The sequence below is a fragment of the Mesorhizobium sp. WSM1293 genome, assembly GCF_000513875.1.
GTDB lineage: Bacteria > Pseudomonadota > Alphaproteobacteria > Rhizobiales > Rhizobiaceae > Mesorhizobium > Mesorhizobium ciceri.
Map to the genome: position 1 here is coordinate 720,327 of NZ_AZUV01000001.1, position 18,753 is coordinate 739,079.

General features: G+C 65.2%; 17 protein-coding genes. 9 read left to right on the forward strand and 8 right to left on the reverse strand.

Annotation, left to right across the window (positions count from 1 at the left end):
- Positions 1-260: 260 nt before the first annotated feature.
- The 3 genes from M729_RS0103625 (at position 261) to M729_RS0103635 (ending at position 2,402) form a co-directional block, all read left to right on the forward strand.
- Positions 261-1,013 (forward strand): thioredoxin family protein, encoded by a 753-nt coding sequence (locus M729_RS0103625; RefSeq protein ID WP_013530710.1) that lies wholly within the window; start codon positions 261-263, stop codon positions 1,011-1,013.
- A gap of 83 nt (positions 1,014-1,096) precedes the next feature.
- The gene (locus tag M729_RS0103630; RefSeq protein ID WP_024501661.1) at positions 1,097-1,357 is read left to right on the forward strand and encodes a hypothetical protein; all 261 of its coding nucleotides are present in this window, start codon (positions 1,097-1,099) and stop codon (positions 1,355-1,357) included.
- Between the two features lie 40 nt (positions 1,358-1,397).
- Entirely contained in the window at positions 1,398-2,402 is a 1,005-nt protein-coding gene (locus M729_RS0103635; protein WP_024501662.1) for an NAD(P)-dependent alcohol dehydrogenase, read from the forward strand.
- A gap of 64 nt (positions 2,403-2,466) precedes the next feature.
- On the opposite strand, the gene M729_RS0103640 is transcribed toward M729_RS0103635, so the two are convergent.
- Together M729_RS0103640 and M729_RS0103645 are read right to left on the reverse strand one after the other, a co-directional pair.
- On the reverse strand, positions 2,467-3,465 hold the full coding sequence (locus M729_RS0103640) for a bestrophin family ion channel (protein WP_024501663.1): 999 nt from the start codon (positions 3,463-3,465) through the stop codon (positions 2,467-2,469).
- Positions 3,466-3,521: 56 nt separating this feature from the next.
- Entirely contained in the window at positions 3,522-4,139 is a 618-nt protein-coding gene (locus M729_RS0103645) for a TetR/AcrR family transcriptional regulator (RefSeq protein WP_027160772.1), read from the reverse strand.
- 288 nt (positions 4,140-4,427) lie between these two features.
- Between M729_RS0103645 and M729_RS0103650 the strand changes: the two genes are divergently transcribed.
- The 6 genes from M729_RS0103650 (at position 4,428) to M729_RS0103675 (ending at position 12,214) form a co-directional block, all read left to right on the forward strand.
- On the forward strand, positions 4,428-4,925 hold the full coding sequence (locus M729_RS0103650) for a (2Fe-2S)-binding protein (protein WP_013530705.1): 498 nt from the start codon (positions 4,428-4,430) through the stop codon (positions 4,923-4,925).
- Positions 4,922-5,980 (forward strand): xanthine dehydrogenase family protein subunit M, encoded by a 1,059-nt coding sequence (locus tag M729_RS0103655; RefSeq protein ID WP_027160773.1) that lies wholly within the window; start codon positions 4,922-4,924, stop codon positions 5,978-5,980. The genes M729_RS0103650 and M729_RS0103655 overlap by 4 nt, the downstream gene beginning before the upstream one ends.
- On the forward strand, positions 5,970-8,228 hold the full coding sequence (locus M729_RS0103660) for a xanthine dehydrogenase family protein molybdopterin-binding subunit (RefSeq protein ID WP_027160774.1): 2,259 nt from the start codon (positions 5,970-5,972) through the stop codon (positions 8,226-8,228). The genes M729_RS0103655 and M729_RS0103660 overlap by 11 nt, the downstream gene beginning before the upstream one ends.
- Before the next feature lie 232 nt (positions 8,229-8,460).
- Entirely contained in the window at positions 8,461-8,940 is a 480-nt protein-coding gene (locus M729_RS0103665) for a (2Fe-2S)-binding protein (RefSeq protein WP_027160775.1), read from the forward strand.
- Positions 8,937-9,920 (forward strand): xanthine dehydrogenase family protein subunit M, encoded by a 984-nt coding sequence (locus tag M729_RS0103670; RefSeq protein WP_027160776.1) that lies wholly within the window; start codon positions 8,937-8,939, stop codon positions 9,918-9,920. The genes M729_RS0103665 and M729_RS0103670 overlap by 4 nt, the downstream gene beginning before the upstream one ends.
- Positions 9,917-12,214 (forward strand): xanthine dehydrogenase family protein molybdopterin-binding subunit, encoded by a 2,298-nt coding sequence (locus M729_RS0103675; protein WP_027160777.1) that lies wholly within the window; start codon positions 9,917-9,919, stop codon positions 12,212-12,214. Before M729_RS0103670 ends, M729_RS0103675 begins: the two co-directional genes overlap by 4 nt.
- 66 nt (positions 12,215-12,280) lie before the next feature.
- Here M729_RS0103675 and M729_RS0103680 read toward each other — a convergent pair whose 3' ends face one another.
- The 6 genes from M729_RS0103680 to M729_RS0103705 all read right to left on the reverse strand — a co-directional run bounded on the left by M729_RS0103680 (position 12,281) and on the right by M729_RS0103705 (position 18,740).
- Positions 12,281-12,997 (reverse strand): outer membrane protein, encoded by a 717-nt coding sequence (locus tag M729_RS0103680; RefSeq protein ID WP_027160778.1) that lies wholly within the window; start codon positions 12,995-12,997, stop codon positions 12,281-12,283.
- A gap of 71 nt (positions 12,998-13,068) precedes the next feature.
- Positions 13,069-13,779 carry an outer membrane protein gene (locus M729_RS0103685; protein ID WP_027160779.1) on the reverse strand — a complete coding sequence of 237 codons (711 nt, stop codon included), beginning with the start codon at positions 13,777-13,779 and terminating at the stop codon, positions 13,069-13,071.
- Between the two features lie 221 nt (positions 13,780-14,000).
- The gene (locus tag M729_RS0103690; protein ID WP_027160780.1) at positions 14,001-14,960 is read right to left on the reverse strand and encodes an AraC family transcriptional regulator; all 960 of its coding nucleotides are present in this window, start codon (positions 14,958-14,960) and stop codon (positions 14,001-14,003) included.
- A gap of 206 nt (positions 14,961-15,166) precedes the next feature.
- Positions 15,167-16,048: a DMT family transporter gene (locus M729_RS0103695; RefSeq protein WP_032807978.1), complete on the reverse strand. Its 882-nt coding sequence runs from the start codon at positions 16,046-16,048 to the stop codon at positions 15,167-15,169.
- 126 nt (positions 16,049-16,174) lie between these two features.
- On the reverse strand, positions 16,175-17,671 hold the full coding sequence (locus tag M729_RS0103700) for a sulfatase-like hydrolase/transferase (RefSeq protein WP_027160782.1): 1,497 nt from the start codon (positions 17,669-17,671) through the stop codon (positions 16,175-16,177).
- 91 nt (positions 17,672-17,762) lie between these two features.
- Entirely contained in the window at positions 17,763-18,740 is a 978-nt protein-coding gene (locus M729_RS0103705) for an aliphatic sulfonate ABC transporter substrate-binding protein (RefSeq protein WP_024501794.1), read from the reverse strand.
- Between the last annotated feature and the right edge of the window lie 13 nt (positions 18,741-18,753).

Here is an 18,753-nt window from a genome sequence, read left to right on the forward strand (position 1 = left end):
GCCGCCCTAACTTAAATCCGTACCGTCAACCGGCAAGCCGCATCGGCAACTATCGGCAACGCGCGGCACGCCAAGGGAGAACCGACAATGCCAACCGACACTCCTCTCCACCCGGCCGAAGGCACCGTGAGGATGCGCCACCCCTGCTGCGACGGGCCGGCTCCTGCAAATCCCGTCACACTTGTAACTCCCACCCTCCCGCTTCACCGCCCTATTCTGGCTGACAGCAAGCGACAACAGACTGGCAAAGGAGACGACCAATGACCAAGCACATCGCAATGAAGACCCCGCCCATCGTTTCGAGGCAGGACTGGGAAGCCGCCCGCGAACAGATGCTGGTGAAGGAAAAGGCAACACTGCGCGCCAAGGACGCATTGGCCGCCGAGCGCCGGCGCATGCCGTGGATGGAAGTCGACAAGGCCTATGTGTTCGAGGGACCGAACGGCAGAGCGAGCCTGCTCGATCTGTTCGAAGGCCGCCGCCAGCTGATCGTCTATCGCGCCTTCTTCGAGCCCGGCGTGCATGGCTGGCCCGATCACGCCTGCCGCGGCTGTTCGCTGGGCGCCGACCAGGTCGGCCACCTCGCCCATCTCAACGCCCGCAACACCACGCTTGCCTACGCTTCGCGTGCCCCGCAGGCCGACATTGCGCGGCTGAAGCAGCGGATGGGCTGGCAGATGCCCTGGTACACAATCACTGACAGTTTCGACAAGGACTTCGGTGTCGACGAATGGCACGGCCACAACGTCTTCATCCGTGACGGCGATCGCATCTTCCGCACCTACTTGATTAACAGCCGCGGCGACGAAGCGATGGGCACCGTCTGGAGCTATCTCGACGCGACGCCGCTCGGCCGCCAGGAAATCTGGGAGGATTCGCCCGAAGGCTATCCGCAGACTCCACTCTACTCCTGGTGGAACTGGCACGACAATTACGACGCCGGGGCCGACAAGAAATGGGAAGAAGTGTCTGCTGCCGGCGAGGCCGCGTTCAGGGACAAGGGCGAGCAGTAACGGTTGTCCAGTCTGGGTTCCTCTCCCCACTCCCTGGAGAGAGGAACCTGTCGTGACTGGCATGATCATCAAGGATCAAGGCGATGAGCGATATCCACACAGGTGCCGGCAGCACGATCCCAGAAGCCGCCACCCTCGGGCTGGCCGACTGGCTTTGCCTTGCCGCGGCACCGACCTTCGCCGTGATGGCGCTGCTCACCTGCATCTTCAGCGGCGATGCGGCCATGCAGTGCATGGGCACCGACGCCTCGCCCCTCACGGGCATGGCTGCGATGTATCTGCTGATGAGCGCCTTTCATCTGGCGCCCTGGCTGCGGGTGATCTCCGGCCGGCAGGCCCGCTAGGCCCTTCCAATTCTAGACACCCCACACATCGGAGAAGACAATGAGACTGGTCAGGCTGAGAGCGCCGGGCGGCTTGGGCAATCTCGACCTGGTCGAGGAAGATCCGCCCCAGCCAGGGCCGGGCGAGGTGCTGGTCAGGATCCGGGCCTGCGCGTTGAACATGCGCGACGACTTTGCCGTGCAAGGCAAGATGCCTCTCGCCGACGGCCGCGTTCCGCTCTCCGACGGCGCCGGCGAAGTAATTGCCCTCGGCGACGGTGTCGATGCACTCAGGCCCGGAGACAGCGTCGTCAGCGTCTTCTATCCTTGGTGGCTGGGCGGTGACATGACGCCCTCGACCCGGCGCGACATTCCGGGAGAAAGTTTCGACGGCTTCGCCAGCGAGTATGTCTGCATGCCGGCGCATGCTTTCACCAGGGCACCGGCAGGCTATACGCATGTCGAGGCGGCGTCGCTCACCTGCACGGGCGTTACTGCCTGGCGCGGCCTGATTGTGTGCGGCAAGGTGAAGCCGGGCGACGCAGTGCTGGTCCTCGGCTCGGGCAGTGTATCGTTGTTCGCGCTGCAATTCGCCAAGGCCGCCGGCGCCCGGGTCATCGCCACCTCATCCGACGAGCAGAAGCTGGAAAGGCTCAAGCGCCTCGGAGCCGACGCCGTCATCAACTACAAGTCCGTCCCGGACTGGGGCCGCAAGGCCAAGGATCTGACGGGCGGGCGCGGCGTCGATCACGTGATCGAGGTCGGCGGACCCGCCACGCTGGCGCAGTCGATTGTCGCCTGCCGCACGGGCGGTCACATCGCGCTGGTCGGCGTCCTGACCGGCTTTGCGGCGGAAGTGTCTATCCCAGCCCTGTTTTCCAACCAGATCCGCATCAGCGGCATTTCCATCGGCAGCCGGGCCGACCAGGAGGATATGATCCGCGCGATAGAGTCCAACAGGCTGAAGCCCGTCATAGACCGCCACTTTCCGCTGCAGGACATCGCCACCGCCTTCGCGCATTACGAATCCCGAAAGCATTTCGGCAAGGTCTGCCTTGACGTTTGAGCGTCCTCCGCCAGCAGCACGATGAAGGGGACCGCCGGGGACCGCGCCTTCGTCGTGATCCTGCCTAGGTCGCGATGTCGTTGACCGGCAGCAGGGGCTTGGGAAGGTCGGTCTCGCCGAGCCCGCTACGCAACTCGATCTCGATGTCGCGGCAGATCTGCGAGATCGGAACGTCGTTGGCGTTGCCCTCGAACGGGTTGGCGCTGCTTTCGCCGACCTGGTCGAGAGACATGTAGGCCCAGCCGAGCAGCGTGCTGAACGGGATCGTCAGCCAGATCGCTATCGACCCGAGCGCGCCACCCAGTTTGCCCATATCGGCAAAGACGGGAACGACCCCGAACGGCAACAGTGTGCAGAAGATCATCACGAACATCGAACTGACGATGGCGTATTGCCGGGGATAGGGATTGTTCTTGATGCGATCGCAGCGCGCCTGCTGGTCATGGAAGTCGCGGATCAGCTTGGTCAGTTCGCCATAGATCTGAGGAGGGAGCTTTGTGTCCTTGAACAGCGCATTGACCTGGACAGATTGCAGTTCGAGCAGGGCTATCGCCGGCTGGGGCGATTTCAGGACGTCCTCGGCCTGTTCGGCGAGCAGCGGACGCAATTCGTCGCCGACCGAGCTCGCATCCTCATGGATACGGTAGCGCCGCCGGTATTCGATATTGGCGGCCCGCGCCATGGACTCCCATGGCATCGGCCGGCGCAGGGAAAAGCGCAATGCCGTCATCCAGGCGATGTGGCGATAGATGAGCTGTCTGGCCGTCGGCGCGTCGAGGAAATCCCTGCAGAAATTGGACCACAAACGGCTGCTGGCCGTAATTTGCGTAAAAGCCTGCAGCGCGTCGCTGCTGCGGGTGAACACCTGCGAATTCTTGAACCCGGCGACGAGTGACACGGTGGTGCCAAGCACCAGCACCACCGACCATGGCACCGAAAACCCGGCGATGCCTGGAAGACGGTAGGCCGCCACGGCCAGACCGCTCACCACCACCATGTAGATGACGCTGCGCCGCGACCACAGCGCGAAATCGATCAGTTTGTAGGAACGGCCTACATACATCGTATCCCCTCAACTCATCGATAGGTCTGGTTTTGCACGGCCGGAATCTGGTCGCCTCATTGTGCCTTTGCAGCCCCGAACCGCAACCCGTCCATCAACAGCTTGACCAGCCGGCGCGAGCGGTCGCGCCATTCGGGGGTGTCGGGCGCTGAATAGATGCCGCCCAGCGCGTGCAGCACGTCGGAAGCGTCGACGTCGCCGCGGATAGTGCCGTCGGCCACCGCCGCCTCGACCAGTTGTCGCAAGGCTTGCGACACCCGGCCGAACGTGTCGGAAAACAGCGTCGAATTGGTGGTGAGCACAATGCGCAGGCTGCTTGCCAGGCCGCGCTTGGTGGCGATGTAGTCGACGAAGCGCTGCATCCACTGTTCCAGCGCGACATCGGACGGATGTTTTTGGGCAAGCTCGCCGGCGGCCGCGCACAGCCCCTCCACCTCGCGGTGATAGACCACCTCGACCAGATGCTCGCGCGTCGGGAAATGCCGGTAGAGCGTGCCGATGCCAACGCCGGCGCGGCGCGCGATCTCCTCCAGCGAGCCATCGATGCCGCGCTCAGCAAAGACTGACGCCGCCACCTCGACCAGCCGGTCGCGGTTGCGCCGCGCATCGGCACGCAGCGGCCTTGCGTCTACGGCCTCGGCCTTTTCAGCAATGGCGGACGGCTCGTTGGCCAATTTTTTTCTCCACGTCGTGTCAGGGGGCTTGAACCCGGCAAGGTCAGCCACCACGTAATAAACGGAGGCGCCTCCGTTTTAGTGGAGCACCTTTATCATATAATCAGGGGAACCGGTATGTCACGTCTTTCGAACACGCAAGCCGACATCTCCCCTGCCCGCCTGCCTCGCGGGAGATCCGCCATCTCCGCTTTCGCCGTCAAGACCTGACCCAACGGTTACCTTGCCCTTCTGCGGCAAGGCACCAGTTCAATCCCATCCGCGTCAAGCAACTGGAGCCAGACGCCCATGACCAGCCTTCCCATTACCCTCACCATCAATGGCCACCGACACCAACTGGAGGTCGATCCACGCGTAACCCTGCTCGACCTGCTGCGCGAGCGGCTCGATCTCACCGGCACCAAGAAGGGCTGCGACCGCGGCCAATGCGGCGCCTGCACGGTGCTGGTCGACGGCAAGCGCATCAACTCATGCCTGGCGCTGGCGGTCAGCCATGACGGCGCCCAGGTCTTGACCATCGAAGGCGTCGCCAACGGCGAGGAACTGCATCCGGTGCAGGCCGCCTTCATCGCCCATGACGGCTTCCAGTGCGGGTTCTGCACACCCGGCCAGATCATGAGCACGCTCGGCCTGATCGCCGAGGGACAGGCCGGCGACGATCCCGAACGCATCCGCGAGGGGCTGAGCGGCAACATATGCCGCTGCGCGGCCTATGGCGGCATCGTCGAGGCCGTTCTGGAAGCCCAGCAACAGCTTGTCAAAGCCGACCGGAGGACCGCGGCATGAGAGACTTCGATTACATCAGGCCCGCCACCATTCCCGACGCCATCGCCGCGGCAGCCGAGCCGGGCTCGGCCTATCTCGCCGGCGGCACCAATCTGCTCGACCTGATGAAAGGCGGCATCACCAGTCCCGAGCGCATCGTCGACATCTCCCGGCTGCCGGAGCTCAACCGCATCGAACGGCTGGACGATGGTGGCCTGCGCATCGGCGCGCTGGTCCGTAATGCCGAGCTTGCTTACGATCCGGCGTTCGCCAAATCCTATCCGGCGGTGGCCGAGGCGCTGCTGTCGGGTGCTTCGGCGCAGCTTCGCAACGCCGCCACCGTCGGCGGCAATCTGTTGCAGCGCACGCGCTGCAGCTATTTCTACGACACAGCCAGCGCCTGCAACAGGCGCGAGCCAGGCGCCGGCTGCGATGCGCTGGGCGGCGAAAACCGCCTGCACGCAGTGCTCGGCTGGAGCGACGCCTGCATCGCCACCCACCCGTCGGATTTCTGCGTGCCGCTGGTGGCGCTCGACGCCGTGGTCGAGATCGAAGGCAAGAAGGGCCGGCGCCATGTTTCGCTGGAGGAATTTCACCGGCTTCCCGGCGAAACGCCGCAGCGGGAGAATGCGCTGGAGCCCGGCGACCTGGTCGTGGCGGTGCGCCTTCCGGCGGAGGCTGCCTCCTTCTCCGCCAATGCCCGTTACCTCAAAGTCCGCGAGCGCACCTCCTATGCCTTTGCCGTCGTATCGGCCGCAGCAGCGCTTGTCGTCGACGGCGGCAAGATCCGCGCCGCAAGGCTGGCGCTGGGCGGCGTCGCGGCTAAGCCGTGGCGGGCACGCTCGGCGGAAGCCGTCCTGCTCGGCGCGGACGCCAGCGAGGCGACCTTCGCCGGCGCCGCGGACGCCGCCTTGGCCGATGCCAGCCCCTCCGGCGACAATGCCTTCAAGATCGAGCTTGCCCGCCGCATCGTGGTCAGGGCGCTGATGTCTGCGCTTTCGGGAACGCCCGAGCGTCTGCCGGCCCTTCCTGCCTCCCCGTTCTCGAACATTCCTGGAGCGCGCCATGACGCTTGAACTCAGCCTCAACCAGCAACCCGCCCATGCCCGGCAAGGCTCCAGCATCGGCCAGCCGCTGACCCGCCGCGACGGCTTTCTGAAAGTCACCGGAGCCGCGCGCTATGCCGCCGACAACCATCCGCCCGGCATGCTCTACGCCGTGCTGGCGGTCAGCAGCATCGCACGCGGCCGCGTCGCCGCGCTGGATGTCGAGGCGGCCAAGGCACACAAGGGCGTGGTCGAGGTGATGACGCCCAAGAACCGGCCAGCGCTCGCCGCCGATCCGGACGCCAAGGACCATCCCTTCATGTTCCGGCTCGACCTCTTGCAGAACGACCAGGTCCGCTACCCCAATCAGAGCATCGCCGTGGTGATCGCCGAGACGCTGGAGGCGGCGACCGAGGGGGCGGCGCTGCTGTCGCCGCGCTATGAAGTGATGCCGGCGCGCGTTGGCCTCGACGGCGCCGAAAGTTTCGTGCCGCGTGCTGTCGGCGTCGGCGGTCCGGCCGTGGAGCACAAGGGCGATGTCGAGGTCGGCCTTAAATCCGCAAAGACGCGGATCGAAGCCACCTACGAGACGCCGGCCCAGTACCACAACGCCATGGAGCCGCATGCGATCGTCGTCGCCTGGGAAGGCGACACACTGTCGATCGACACACCGAGCCAGGGCCTTGCCATGGCGCAGGGCCGCATCGCCGGCCTGTTCGGCATCGCGCCGGAAAACGTCCACATCCGCAGCCCGTTCCTGGGTGGCGGCTTCGGTTCGAAAGGCATGATCTCCGGGCCGCAGGTGCTCGGCATCCTGGCGGCGCGTCTTGTCGGCCGTCCGGTCAAGCTGGTGCTGCGGCGTGAGCAGATGTACGGGCCGGTCGGCCACCGTGCGCCGACGCGCCAGACGCTGCGCATGGGCATGGATGGCGAAGGGCGGCTGACGGCACTCGACCATCACGCCAAGACCGCGTCGAGCACGTTCGACGATTTCTTCGAACCGGCGGCGGATGCCTCGCACACACTCTATGCCAGCCCGGCCATCGCCACCTCGCACGATGCGGTGCGGCTCGATACCGGTACGCCGCTGTTCATGCGGGCGCCCGGCGAAGCCACCGGCTCGATCGCGCTGGAGAGCGCTATCGATGAGGCAGCCTACGCCTGCGGCATGGACCCGCTGGAATTCCGGCTGCGGAACTATGCCGAGGTCGAGCCGATGACCGGCAAGCCGTTTTCCTCCAAGGCGCTGCGCGAATGCTACAGGCAAGCGGCCGAGACGTTCGACTGGGCGAGCCGCCCCATTCAGCCTCGGCTGATGCGCGACGCCGACGGTTTCCTGACCGGCTGGGGCATGGGCACGGCGACCTTCCCGGCGATCATGTTCCAGGCCGAAGCGCGGGCGGTGCTGAGAGCCGATGGCAGCGGCGTGATGGAGACCGGCGCTCAGGACATGGGGCAAGGCGCCTGGACCGCCTTCGCCCAGATCGCCGCCGACGGACTGGGACTGGATATCGACCAGGTCGATTTCAGGGCCGGCAGCTCCGATCTGCCCAATGCAGGCATTGCCGGCGGCTCCGGCCACACGGCGACGGCCGGCATGGCGATCCACAATGCGGGCGCCGCCGTCATCGCCAGGCTCGCCGATCTCGCCACCGGCGACGAGGGCTCGCCGCTCTACGGCGCCGGCAATGAAGGCGTGCTGGCGCGCGGCGGCCGCCTCTATCGGCGCGACGATGAAAGCCGCGGTGAAAGCTACGCCGAAATCCTCACGCGCGCGGGCCTCACCGAGATCGAGGGCCACGGCAAGGGCGCTCCCGACCCGGCGTCTCAGGAGGCCTATGCCAAGCACGCGCATGGCGCCGTGTTTGCCGAGGTGAAGGTCGATCCGGATTTTGGCCAGATCCGTGTCACAAGGCTGGTCGGCGCGTTCGCCGCCGGACGGGTCATCAATCCCAGGCTGGTGCGCAGCCAGTATTATGGCGGCATGATCTGGGGCGTCTCGTTCGCGCTGCATGAGGAAGCCATCACCGACCGGCGCTCTGGCCGGATCCAGAATGCCAACCTCGCCGAATATCATGTCCCGGTGAATGCCGACGTGCCGTCGGTCGAGGCGCTGCTGGTCCACGAAGACGACCCTCACGTCAACGCACTCGGCATCAAGGGCGTCGGCGAAATCGGCATCACCGGCACGGCCGGCGCCATCGCCAATGCGGTCTGGCATGCGACCGGGGTGCGGCCCCGGCGCTTTCCGATCCGCATCGAGGATCTGCTGGGGTGAGGAGTGGTCCACCTAGCGGACGGGAAGCCAATTGCTTGGCTCCCGTCCGACGAACGGTGAAGGCCCGGTCCGCCTACAGGCGGATCAAAAGGTCCAGTGGACCTTTTTAAGGGGCTGAACGCCCGAATGGCAGGGAGCGCCAGCGAAGGGCCGCACAGCCGGCGCCAAGTCTCCGCCGGCTGCCAAAGATGAAATCAACGACTTCGCGTCAAGCAACTGGAGCCAGGCGCCCATGACAAAAACAACGATCCCAGTTCATCTCGATATCAACGGCCGTCATCACGATCTGCAACTCGAGCCGCGCGTCACGCTGCTCGATGCCTTGCGCGACCGCCTCGGCCTGACCGGAACCAAGAAGGGCTGCGACCACGGCCAGTGCGGCGCCTGCACCGTGCATGTCGACGGCGAACGCGTGCTGGCCTGCCTGACGCTGGCCGCACAAGTCGAGGGCCGCACCGTCACCACCATAGAGGGGCTTGCACGGGAGGGCGAAATGCATCCCGTGCAGGCTGCCTTCCTCGAACAGGACGCCTTCCAGTGCGGCTATTGCACGCCGGGCCAGATCATGTCGGCGGTCGCCTGCATCCGTGAGGGCCATACCGGCTCCGACGACGAGATCCGCGAATACATGGCCGGCAATCTCTGCCGCTGCGGCGCCTATCCGCACATCGTCGCCGCCATTCGCCAGGCAGCATTGGAGGTCCAGTCATGAGGGACTTTTCGTATGTGCGCGCCAATTCGCTTGATGCCGCGCGCCAGGCGGCTGCCCTGCCCGGCGCCATGCTGCTCGCCGGCGGCACCACGCTGATCGACCTCGCCAAATGCGGCATCGCCGAGCCCGAGACGCTGGTCGACATCACCCATCTTAACGGACTGAACAGCATCGAGGTGAACGAACGCGGCGCCACCATCGGCGCGCTGGCCAGGATGAGCCATGTCGCTGACCATGCCGACATCAAGAGCCGCTTCCCCGCCGTCTCCGAAGCCCTGTGGCAGGCGGCTTCCGCGCAGATCCGCAACATGGCGACCATCGGCGGCAATCTGATGCAGCGCACGCGCTGCCCCTATTTCCGCGATCCCGCGAATTTCCCTGCCTGCAATAAGCGCGAGCCCGGCTCTGGCTGTTCGGCGATCGGCGGCGTTACCCGTGGCCATGCGGTGCTTGGCATCAGCGAGGCCTGCATCGCCATGTATCCGGGCGACCTCGCCGTGGCGCTGGTCGCCTTCGACGCAATCGTGCATCTGGGCGAGCGCCAGATCCCGGTCGACGATTTTTTCCTGCTGCCCGGCACCACGCCGGATAGGGAACATGCGATCGAACCGGGCGAGATGATCACCGCGATCGAAATCCCCGGCTCGGCCGCTGCCGGGCGTTCGACCTATCTCAAGATCCGCGATCGGCAGTCCTATGAGTTCGCCGCGGCAAGTGCTGCTGTCGGCATCGAGTTCGAAGCCGACGGCCGAACGATCCGCGATTTGCGCGTGGCGCTTGGCGGCGTCGCGCCGAAGCCATGGCGGGCGCGAGCCGTGGAGGACGCGCTGAAGGGCAAGGTGCTGGAGGCGGACGCTGTGCGGGCTGCGAGCCTGCTCGCCGTCGAAGCCGCCGTCGACCATGGCGCCAACCACTACAAGATCGACCTGGCGCCGCGCGTCGTCGCTCGCGCCATCCTCAGATTGGGAGAGACGGCATGACCGTTCACAACATCAGGCATGGGGATGCGTCCGACGGCGCTTTTGCCGAAGCCGTCGGCGGCCGGCTGTCGCGCGTCGACGGCCCGGCCAAGATCAGTGGTGCGGCGAAATACGCCGTCGAGCAGCAGCTCGAAGACCTCGCCTACGCCGTGCTGGTCGAGAGCACGATTGCATCCGGCAAGGTGCGCGCGATCGACACCACTGCCGCCGAGGCGGCGCCCGGCGTGCTGCAGGTGCTGACGCCGGACACCATCATCAGCCTGAAAACCGCGGCGGACTGGTTCGGCACGCCGCCGCCCGACAAACCCTATTGCCCGCTCGCGCGCGACATCACCTTTTCGGGTCAGCATGTCGCCGCCGTGGTCGCCGAGACCTTCGAACAGGCAGTCGCGGCAGCAGCACTGGTCAAGGTCAGCTATGACGAGACGTCTGCCATCGTCGACCTCAGCGACGGCAAGGCCGGCGACGGCATCCCGATCGACGCCATGACCAAGGAATGGGGCGATGCGCAAGGTGCCTTCGCGTCGGCACCGGTCCGCATCTGTGCCGCCTACAACACGCCGCGCGAGTACCAGGCGCCGATGGAGCCGCATGGTCTGATCGCGCATTGGGAAGGCGATCATCTCACCGTGTGGGAGCCGAGCCAGTGGCTGGACGGGATGGCCCGCACCTATGCCGAATGGTTCGACGTGCCGTTCGAGAATGTGCGGCTGGTCTCGCCCTATATTGGCGGCGGCTTCGGCTCCAAGGCGCTGGCGCTGAGCCATGGCGCGGTGGCCGCATGTGCCGCCAAAATGCTCGGCCGGCCGGTGCGCCTGGTGATGACGCGGCCGCAGACCTTTACCGGCTATGGCGGCCGCGCCGCGACGCGCCAGACGGTGACGATCGGCGCCGACGCGCAGGGGAAAATCCAGTCGATCGTGCATCGCGGCGTCAATGAGACATCCATCGACGGCATGTGGGTCGAGCCGCTGGGATCGGTCACCTCGATCATGTATGCGACGCCGAATTTCTCCTCCAGGCAGAATGTCGTGCGGGTCAATTCGGTGGTGCCGGGCGCCATGCGCGCGCCGGGCGAAAACCCTTCGGCCTTCGGCATCGAGAGCGCCATCGACGAACTCGCCTACGAGATCGGCATCGACCCCCTGGAGATCCGGCTGAGAAATTATGCCGAACAGGACCCGCATGCCAAGAAAGCCTGGTCGACCAGACAGTTGCGCGAGGCTTTTGCCGCGGGCGCGGAGCGCTTTGGCTGGTCCAGGCGCTCGCCCGAACCGCGCTCGATGCGCGAAGGCAACCAGCTGATCGGCTGGGGCGTCGCCGCCGGCACCTATCCGGTGCGGCGCGCCTATGGCGAAGCGATCGTGCGCATCCTGGCGGACGGCTCGGTCGAGGTCGAGAGCTCCTCGATCGACATGGGCCAGGGCACCTACACCATCCTGGCGCAGACCGCCGCCGAAACGCTCGGCGTGCGAGCCGACGACGTGGTGGTGAAACTCGGCGACTCCCGCTTTCCCCGCGCCGGCGTCACTGGCGGCTCGCGGCTGGCCGGCGTCATGACCGGCGCCGTCTACAAGGCGGCGACATCGGCGCTCGACCAGTTGGTGGGTCTCGCCATCAGCGATCCGCGCTCGCCTTTCCACACGCTGCAGGCCAACACGCTGGTCGTCGCCAATGGCCGCATAGCCTCGCCGCGCGGCGACGGTCCCGATGTCTCGATCGCCGACCTGCTCAAAAGCGTCGGCCGCGACCACATCGAAGCGACCGGCGACACCATGCCGGCCAATTCGACGCCAGAGGATCGCTACAAGAACTACACCACCATCGCCATGGCGCTGCCGCACACCGAGGGCGACTATTCCCGCCACTCGTGGTGCGCGCATTTCATCGAGGTGCGCGTCGACGAGGATTTCGGCACGGTGCGTGTATCGCGCGTGGTGTCGGCGCTGGATTCGGGCCGGCTCTACAATCCGAAGCTTGCCGAAAGCCAGTGGAAGGGCGGCATCATCATGGGCATCGGCCAAGCGCTGCTCGAAGAAGGCATCGTCGACCGCCGCCACGGCCGCATCGTCAACAACAACCTCGCCGATTACCTCGTGCCGACCAACGCCGACATCCCCGACATCGAAGTGATCTCGGTCGGCATCCCCGACCTGCATTCCTCGCCGCTCGGCGGCAAGGGCGTCGGCGAACTGGCCATTGTCGGCGTGGCGCCGGCGATTGCCAACGCGGTGTTCCATGCGACTGGAAAGAGGATCAGGGATCTGCCGATCACACTGGAGAAGCTGATCTAGAGAGCGACACCGAAGCTGCCGACCTCCCCCGCGGAGCCCGCTTGGGGAGCTCGGCAGTTCCAACGATCAGAACTTATAGGCGACGCCGATCCGGACATCATGCGTCGTCAGTTCGATCTCGTCGGGATTGAGGGGAGCGCCGTTGACGAACGCGTGACGCAGGGAGTCGTGGCGGCCGAAATCGGCGAACCGGTACTCGCCGCGAACCACCCAATTGTCGGTGACGGCGTATTCGGCGCCGGCGCCCAGCGTATAGCCCGTTACGGTATCCTTCACGTCGGCATAGGGACCGCCCGGAATGTCGGTGGTGGTGTGCTTGTAGCTTGCCACAGCCAGGCCGCCGGTGACAAAGGGAAGCCAGCGGTCCATCGCATAGCCGGCCCGCAGGCGCACGGAGCCAACTGACTCCATCTTGAGCTCGCCGCCAAAGGCCGGGTCATCGATGCCGAGCGCCCGATAGAGCGTCGTGTCCTTCACGCTTGCGAAGCTGTAGTCGCCCTCGATGCCGAGAACCAGCCCACCGTCGAACTGCTTGTTGTAGCCGGCATAAAGACCGCCGAAACCACCGGACGGACTGTAGCCCCAGCCGTAATTGTCGAAGCTGTCCGGGGCAAAGACTTGCCCTGCCCTTGCGTTCCCCCAGGCATATCCGGCATGCGCGCCAATATAGCCGCTGGACCAGTCGTAGGTGGCCGCGACAGGCAAGACTTCACTGGTGTCCGCTGCGGACGCCATACCGACAGGCGTGAGGATGAAGGCCGTGGCGAGAAGGATGGTTTTCATCGTTTGCTATCCCGAAACTATTGCCTCGCCCCGCGCGAAAAAAGCGCGGGGGTTTGTTCAGAGACGACAGGTCAGAATTTGTAGCTGAGCCCGACCCGGATATCCTGCGTCTGCAGATCGACATGCGTTTCGGTAGGCAGACCGGCGGCCACCGAGAGGTCCTGGCTGCCGAAATCCGAGTAGCGATATTCAGCTCGAGCGATCCACCTGTCGGTGAAGGCGTGCTCGATGCCGGCGCCAACGGTCCAGCCGACATGGCTGTCGCTGTGGAGCGTTACTTCGGCGGCCGGACCGCCGGCGCTGACCGCAATAAGCTCATACTTGGCCGCGGCGACGCCGGCAGTGATGTAGGGCAAGGTCCGATCGAAAGCATAGCCGGCCCGCAGCCGTGCCGACCCCTGCCATTTGAGTTCGCTCTTGAGCAGCGTGGTGACACCGCCGCCGCCGGCGTCGAGGGCCGTCAGCCCATCTATGTTGCCATACGCAATGTCGGCCTCGGCGCCGATCACGAAGCTGTTCTCCATCTGGTAATTGGCGCCGATATGGACGCCGCCGATAAACCCGTTCGGATCGGTGGAGACATTGAGATCGGTGGTCCCGCCCAGTCCGCCGCCGGCGATGAACAGATTGGAATTTCCGGCCGCGTAACCGATGTCGACGCCGGCATAGAGTCCGGACCAGTCATAGGTGGAGGCGACAGGCGAAGCCTCATTGATGTCGGCCGCGCATGCCATGCCGGCCGGCGCGAGAATGATGGCCGTTGCGAGAAGAAGAATTTTCATTGTTGTCTGCCGCCCCATGTTGCTTCCCCGCCGCACAAATGACCTACGGAGATCCAGCTGTTGTCGAGAAATCCGGTGTTGCATTGTCCGCCGGCTGCGTCTTGGGCTGGGCCGCACCCGAATTGTCGGGGAAAGCATCGCAGCGCTTTCCCGGCTGGTGTGGCCATTCGGCCTCAGTCGATTGGCATGTCGTGTATCCGGCGGGTTGGCGGTCGGCGAAACTACCTGGCACTGCCCGGTGTCGAGCCGAAACGGCGGCGGAAGCAGCGGTTGAAATAGGACACGTCGGAGAAGCCGCTGAGCAGCGCGATCTCGCTGATCCGCATGCGGTCGTTGCGCCTGTCGGACAGCATCCGATGGGCTCTCTGCAAACGCAGTTCGAGAATGCGCTCGGCAAAGCTCACCCCGGTTTCCTGCAACAGGTCATGGACATAGCGAACGGAGAGCCGCAACTGCCCGGCAACGCTCTGCGCCGAAATGGCGGGGTCGGCGAAATTGTCCCGCATCTTCTGCAGTATGGCCTGCAGCCTTGCCGCGCGCAGGCCGCGCAGGCCCGCCAGCTCGGCCGCTTCGCCCTTGGCGCCGGTCGCCAGGCCGATCAGGTCGACGATCGTTTCGGTGGCGTGGCCGATGAGGTCGGGCGAGACCAGGGCCGGGCCTGCTTCCAGGAAGCTGCAATAGCGCTTGAGCATGCCGAGCGCCTCATTGTCGGCTCCGACGGTCAACGCCAGCCGATCCTCGATATGAGCAAAGGCATTTTCCAGCACGGCACGGGGGAGCACCACATTGGCCCAGACATTGCTGTCGCCGCCGGTCATCTGCAACGCTTCCGAAGCCGAGACCAGTGCGGCCTCGCCTTTGCCGACGTGATAATCGCGGCCAATCTGCGTACCGCTGAGCACCGTATCGCCATTGTTGACCAGTAGCAGATAGCCGTCGCGACCGTCGGCGGCGATGTTGCCCGCCTTGCGGCTGGCATGACGTATCGTCCCGGCCATCTGCCCAAGCACCAGCGACCCGACAGCCGTCGCTTCGATCGCGGCTTCGAACGACAGTCTCTCCGAAATCGTGTATTCGACCGACCATATCTCGGCGACGTGGATGTCCTGCCAGAGCGCGAACCGCGCACGATGATCCAGATGCGGCGGCAAATCCGCCGACGAGAAGACGTTCTTTTGCAAGGGACGACCGGCCTTTTTCTACAATCGCGTCTTCATTTCGACACGCACCGTATGGGACCAGATCACGGTCTGTCCAGAGCCGGAAATACTTGTGCGCCAGGCGACAATTTCAGTGCCGTCCTGGACAAGGATTGGCTTAATTTCGTGGATTTGGCGGTTGAATTTGGGATTACTCGAAAAATACCCAGTGCCGACGAATCGTTCCACTACTCCGGCGATGGTACTGGCGGCCGTGATGTCAGCGCCGTGCCGAAGGCGGCGACAACAACGGCTGCGATCCCGGCCAGTTGCGTTGCGGTCAGGCTTTCATGCAGGAACAGGAAGCCGGCCAGTGCACCCAGCCCCGGCTCCAGGCAGGTCAGCGTGCCGTAGATGCGCGCCGGCATGCGGGTCAACGCCACCATCTCCAGGAAGAACGGCAACGCGCTGGAAAACAGGCCGACCAGCAGCGCGCTGACCAGGATCGACGGCACCAGCAGCGCGGTTCCCGCCTGGGCGACACCGAAGGGCAGCACCAGCACGGCGGCGATGGCCATGCCGTAGGCAGTGGTGCGGGTACCAAGCTCCGCGCCGGCCTTCTGGGCGAGCACGATGTAGAGCGCCCAGAAGCCGCCGGCCGCCAGCGCCAGCATCACCCCGATCGGATCGAGCGGCGCTAGGGAATGAACGAAGGGCGACAGCAGCAGGATGCCGGCCACCGCCAGCGCGATCCAGGCAAAGTCGCTGGCGCGCCGCGAGCTCAAGGTCGCCACCAGAAGCGGGCCGGTAAACTCCAGCGCCACCGCGATGCCGAGCGGAATCCTGACCAGCGCTGCGTAGAACAGGAGGTTGAGCGCGGCGAGCGTCACCCCATAGGCGACCAGCCACGGCATGGTGGCACGCGAGGGCCGCATCTGCCAGGGCCGCAGCACCGCGATCAGCATCAGCGCACCGATGACCAGCCTGAGCGTCGTCGTGCCTTGCGCGCCGATCTGCGGGAACAGGCCCTTGGCAAAGGTGGCGCCGATCTGGATCGACACCATGGCGCCCATCAGTGCTGCGACCGGCAAGGGCGCCGCTTCGCGACGGGCAATCGGCATCGATGTCACGTGATCCCATCCTCCATATCGCCGGGTCCAAACCCGACCGGCGGCATGGAGATAGGGTGAACCGGCCGGCCTGTCGTGAGGCAGCGGCAACTGGCTGCTGGGGCACGGCCAGGTGCCGCTGGCCGGTCAGTTCAGGGATTTGCGCCGTGGCGGCGGTGCCGGGTGGCGCTGCTCGAGGGCCGCTGCCGCATCGGTGCGGCCGGTACGGCGCAGTCTTTCGAGATAGGCCGGCAACTCGCCAAGGCAATGGAACGGCCCGCCTTCCCGCATCACGGTCACCAGCGGGTCGACATCGCTGTCGCTGCGCACGGCCATGGCGCTGCGCCAGTCCTCGAGCAGCCGGCTGGCATGATCGACGACGTCGCTTCGGGAGCCTGAGAGATCGTGCTGCTCATGTGGATCCTCGCTCAGATTGAACAGGCTGACCGGGCCGAAATTCTTGTAGCCGTCATGGTAGGTGCGCAGCATCAGCCAGTCCGCCCCGCCGAGCCGGAACCGCACGCCGCGCTGTACCGCCCACGCACCCTGGCTCAGCACCAGGAAATCGCGGCCACCTTCCTCCTTCGCGGCGAGCGCCGGTGCAAAGGAGCGCCCGTCCCAAAGCGCCGGAACGTTGCCGCCGAGCCGGTCGATCAGCGTGGCGGCCCAGTCGAAATGATAATGAAGGCCGCCATTGACGCCGCGCATGTCTTCGGCGCCGGGCCAGCGGATGACCAGCGGCACGTTGCAGGTGAACTCGTCAGCCGTCTGATGGTCGCCCCAGACGTTGAGCTCGCCGAGGTTTTCGCCATGATCGGCGCCGATGACGATGATCGTGTCGTCGAACAGGCCTTGCCGCTTCAACTCCTCGACGATGAGACCGACATGATGATCGGCATAGAGCACGCCGGTGTCGTAGCCGTCGAACCAGGCCTTGACGGTGTCCATGTCGCTGATCGGCGACGGCATGCGCCGGTATTTCGATCCCCCCGGCTCGACGTCGAAGCCCGAGGGTTCCTGCGGGCTGTGCGGGCCGTAGCCGGCATGGCTCTTCTCGAACACCGCCCTGGTCATCCAGTCGGGAGGCGGCTGGTCGGCGAAGGGGTCGCCGAAAGCGTCCGGCGCGCGATAGGGCGTGTGTGGGTCCCAGACATTGACGTGCAGGAACCATTTTTTTGCCGAGCCATTGCGCTTCAGCCAGTCGATCGCCAGGCCCGAAACCTCGTCGGCGTTCTCCATGCCGGCCTTGCCCGGATTGATGATCTCGTTGAAGCCGGCATACCAATGCCAGCAGCCATGCCGTTCGCCAAAACTGCTGATGGTCGTGGTGTGGTAGCCGAGATCGCGCAGCGCCCGCATCCAGCCTTCCTCGTAGAAGGTGCCGGCCCAGGCTCGCTCGGCGCCTTCGCGGAACGGCTCGCAGGCGGTGCCGCCATGGCCGACCACGCCGGTCCGCATTCCGTGGCGGCCGCTCCACAGCGCCGTGCGCGACGGATGGCAAGGCACATCGGACACATAGATGTTCTCGAAGCGGATGCCCTCGCCGGCAAGGCTGTCGATGACGGGAGAGGTGTTGCGATGATAGCCGTAGCAGCCGAGGTGGTCGCGTCTGAGGCTGTCGATGTCGATGTAGAGAACGTTCATGGATGGCTCGTCGCTGCTGTGATTGTCAGGAAACAGGCCCCGGTTCGCTGCCGGGGCTTGCGATTTGCAAGGGGCGATTTCAAGAAGGCCGTCAGGCCGAAATGTATTGATCGCCCAGATAATAGTCCTTGGGATCGAGCGAGGTCTCGAGCTTGCCAAAGGTCTTGAACAGGTCGTTCATCGTCGAGAACCAGCCGTTCACGGTGCCGTCCTTGGTTAGCTTGATCAGTTCGGCCGAGGTCATGAAACGGCCATAACCGGCTTCCGTCTTCAGCTGGTCGGCAGGAATGCCGAGCAGCTTGGAGGTGATCTCGATCGCCTTGTCCTGGTTGGCGGCGCGAAAATCCTGCGCGTCCTTGATGGCGCGCACCACGTTGCGGACGAGATCGGGATTGCCCTCGACCAAATCGTTGCGGGCAATGAAGACGCTCGGAAATGTGGTCTGCGGATAGAAGTCGTCGTTCTTGGCCAGCTCCACCAGATCGGGAACGCTCTTCTGGATGATGCCGACGAACGGATACCAGATGCCGGCCGCGTCGACCTGCTTGGAGGCGAAGGCCGCCACGATGGTGCTCGGGTCCATCTGCACGATGTCGAGGTCGGTCATCGCCATACCGGCCTTGCGCAGCGCCAGCCGCAACAGCATGTCGCCCGAGGTGCCGGCCGCGATCGCGACCTTCTTGCCCTTGAGGCCGGCGATGGACGTGATGCCGGCTTGGGCGATCACCCGGTCCGAGAAGCCGACATCGTTGACGGCGATGATCTTGGCCTTGCCGCTCGCCGGCAGCCACAGCGCGCCCGGTCCGAGATAGCCGAATTCCAGGCTGTTGGCGCCAAGCGCCTGGACCTGGATGGGGCCGTTGGTGAAGACCTTGATATCGGCATCGACGCCGTGCTTGGCATAGAAGCCCTGGTCGGCCGCGACGCCGGCCACGCTGGCGCCCCAGAAGTCGCCGTTGTAGCCGATGCGTGCCGCCGTTCCCGCCGCTCCGGCACGGATGCCAGAGGCAGCGAACGCGGCAAGTGCCGCCGATGATGCGATGAGGTTACGTCTTGTCAGTGTCACCATACTCTCCTCCTGT

Excerpts from the sequence above, each read along its gene's own strand:
- M729_RS0103625 (WP_013530710.1), top strand. The coding sequence starts at position 261 with ATGACCAAGCACATCGCAATGAAGACCCCGCCCATCGTTTCGAGGCAG.
- M729_RS0103630 (WP_024501661.1), top strand. The coding sequence starts at position 1,097 with ATGAGCGATATCCACACAGGTGCCGGCAGCACGATCCCAGAAGCCGCC.
- M729_RS0103635 (WP_024501662.1), top strand. The coding sequence starts at position 1,398 with ATGAGACTGGTCAGGCTGAGAGCGCCGGGCGGCTTGGGCAATCTCGAC.
- M729_RS0103640 (WP_024501663.1), bottom strand. The coding sequence starts at position 3,465 with ATGTATGTAGGCCGTTCCTACAAACTGATCGATTTCGCGCTGTGGTCG.
- M729_RS0103650 (WP_013530705.1), top strand. The coding sequence starts at position 4,428 with ATGACCAGCCTTCCCATTACCCTCACCATCAATGGCCACCGACACCAA.
- M729_RS0103655 (WP_027160773.1), top strand. The coding sequence starts at position 4,922 with ATGAGAGACTTCGATTACATCAGGCCCGCCACCATTCCCGACGCCATC.
- M729_RS0103660 (WP_027160774.1), top strand. The coding sequence starts at position 5,970 with ATGACGCTTGAACTCAGCCTCAACCAGCAACCCGCCCATGCCCGGCAA.
- M729_RS0103665 (WP_027160775.1), top strand. The coding sequence starts at position 8,461 with ATGACAAAAACAACGATCCCAGTTCATCTCGATATCAACGGCCGTCAT.
- M729_RS0103670 (WP_027160776.1), top strand. The coding sequence starts at position 8,937 with ATGAGGGACTTTTCGTATGTGCGCGCCAATTCGCTTGATGCCGCGCGC.
- M729_RS0103675 (WP_027160777.1), top strand. The coding sequence starts at position 9,917 with ATGACCGTTCACAACATCAGGCATGGGGATGCGTCCGACGGCGCTTTT.
- M729_RS0103680 (WP_027160778.1), bottom strand. The coding sequence starts at position 12,997 with ATGAAAACCATCCTTCTCGCCACGGCCTTCATCCTCACGCCTGTCGGT.
- M729_RS0103685 (WP_027160779.1), bottom strand. The coding sequence starts at position 13,779 with ATGAAAATTCTTCTTCTCGCAACGGCCATCATTCTCGCGCCGGCCGGC.
- M729_RS0103700 (WP_027160782.1), bottom strand. The coding sequence starts at position 17,671 with ATGAACGTTCTCTACATCGACATCGACAGCCTCAGACGCGACCACCTC.
- M729_RS0103705 (WP_024501794.1), bottom strand. The coding sequence starts at position 18,740 with ATGGTGACACTGACAAGACGTAACCTCATCGCATCATCGGCGGCACTT.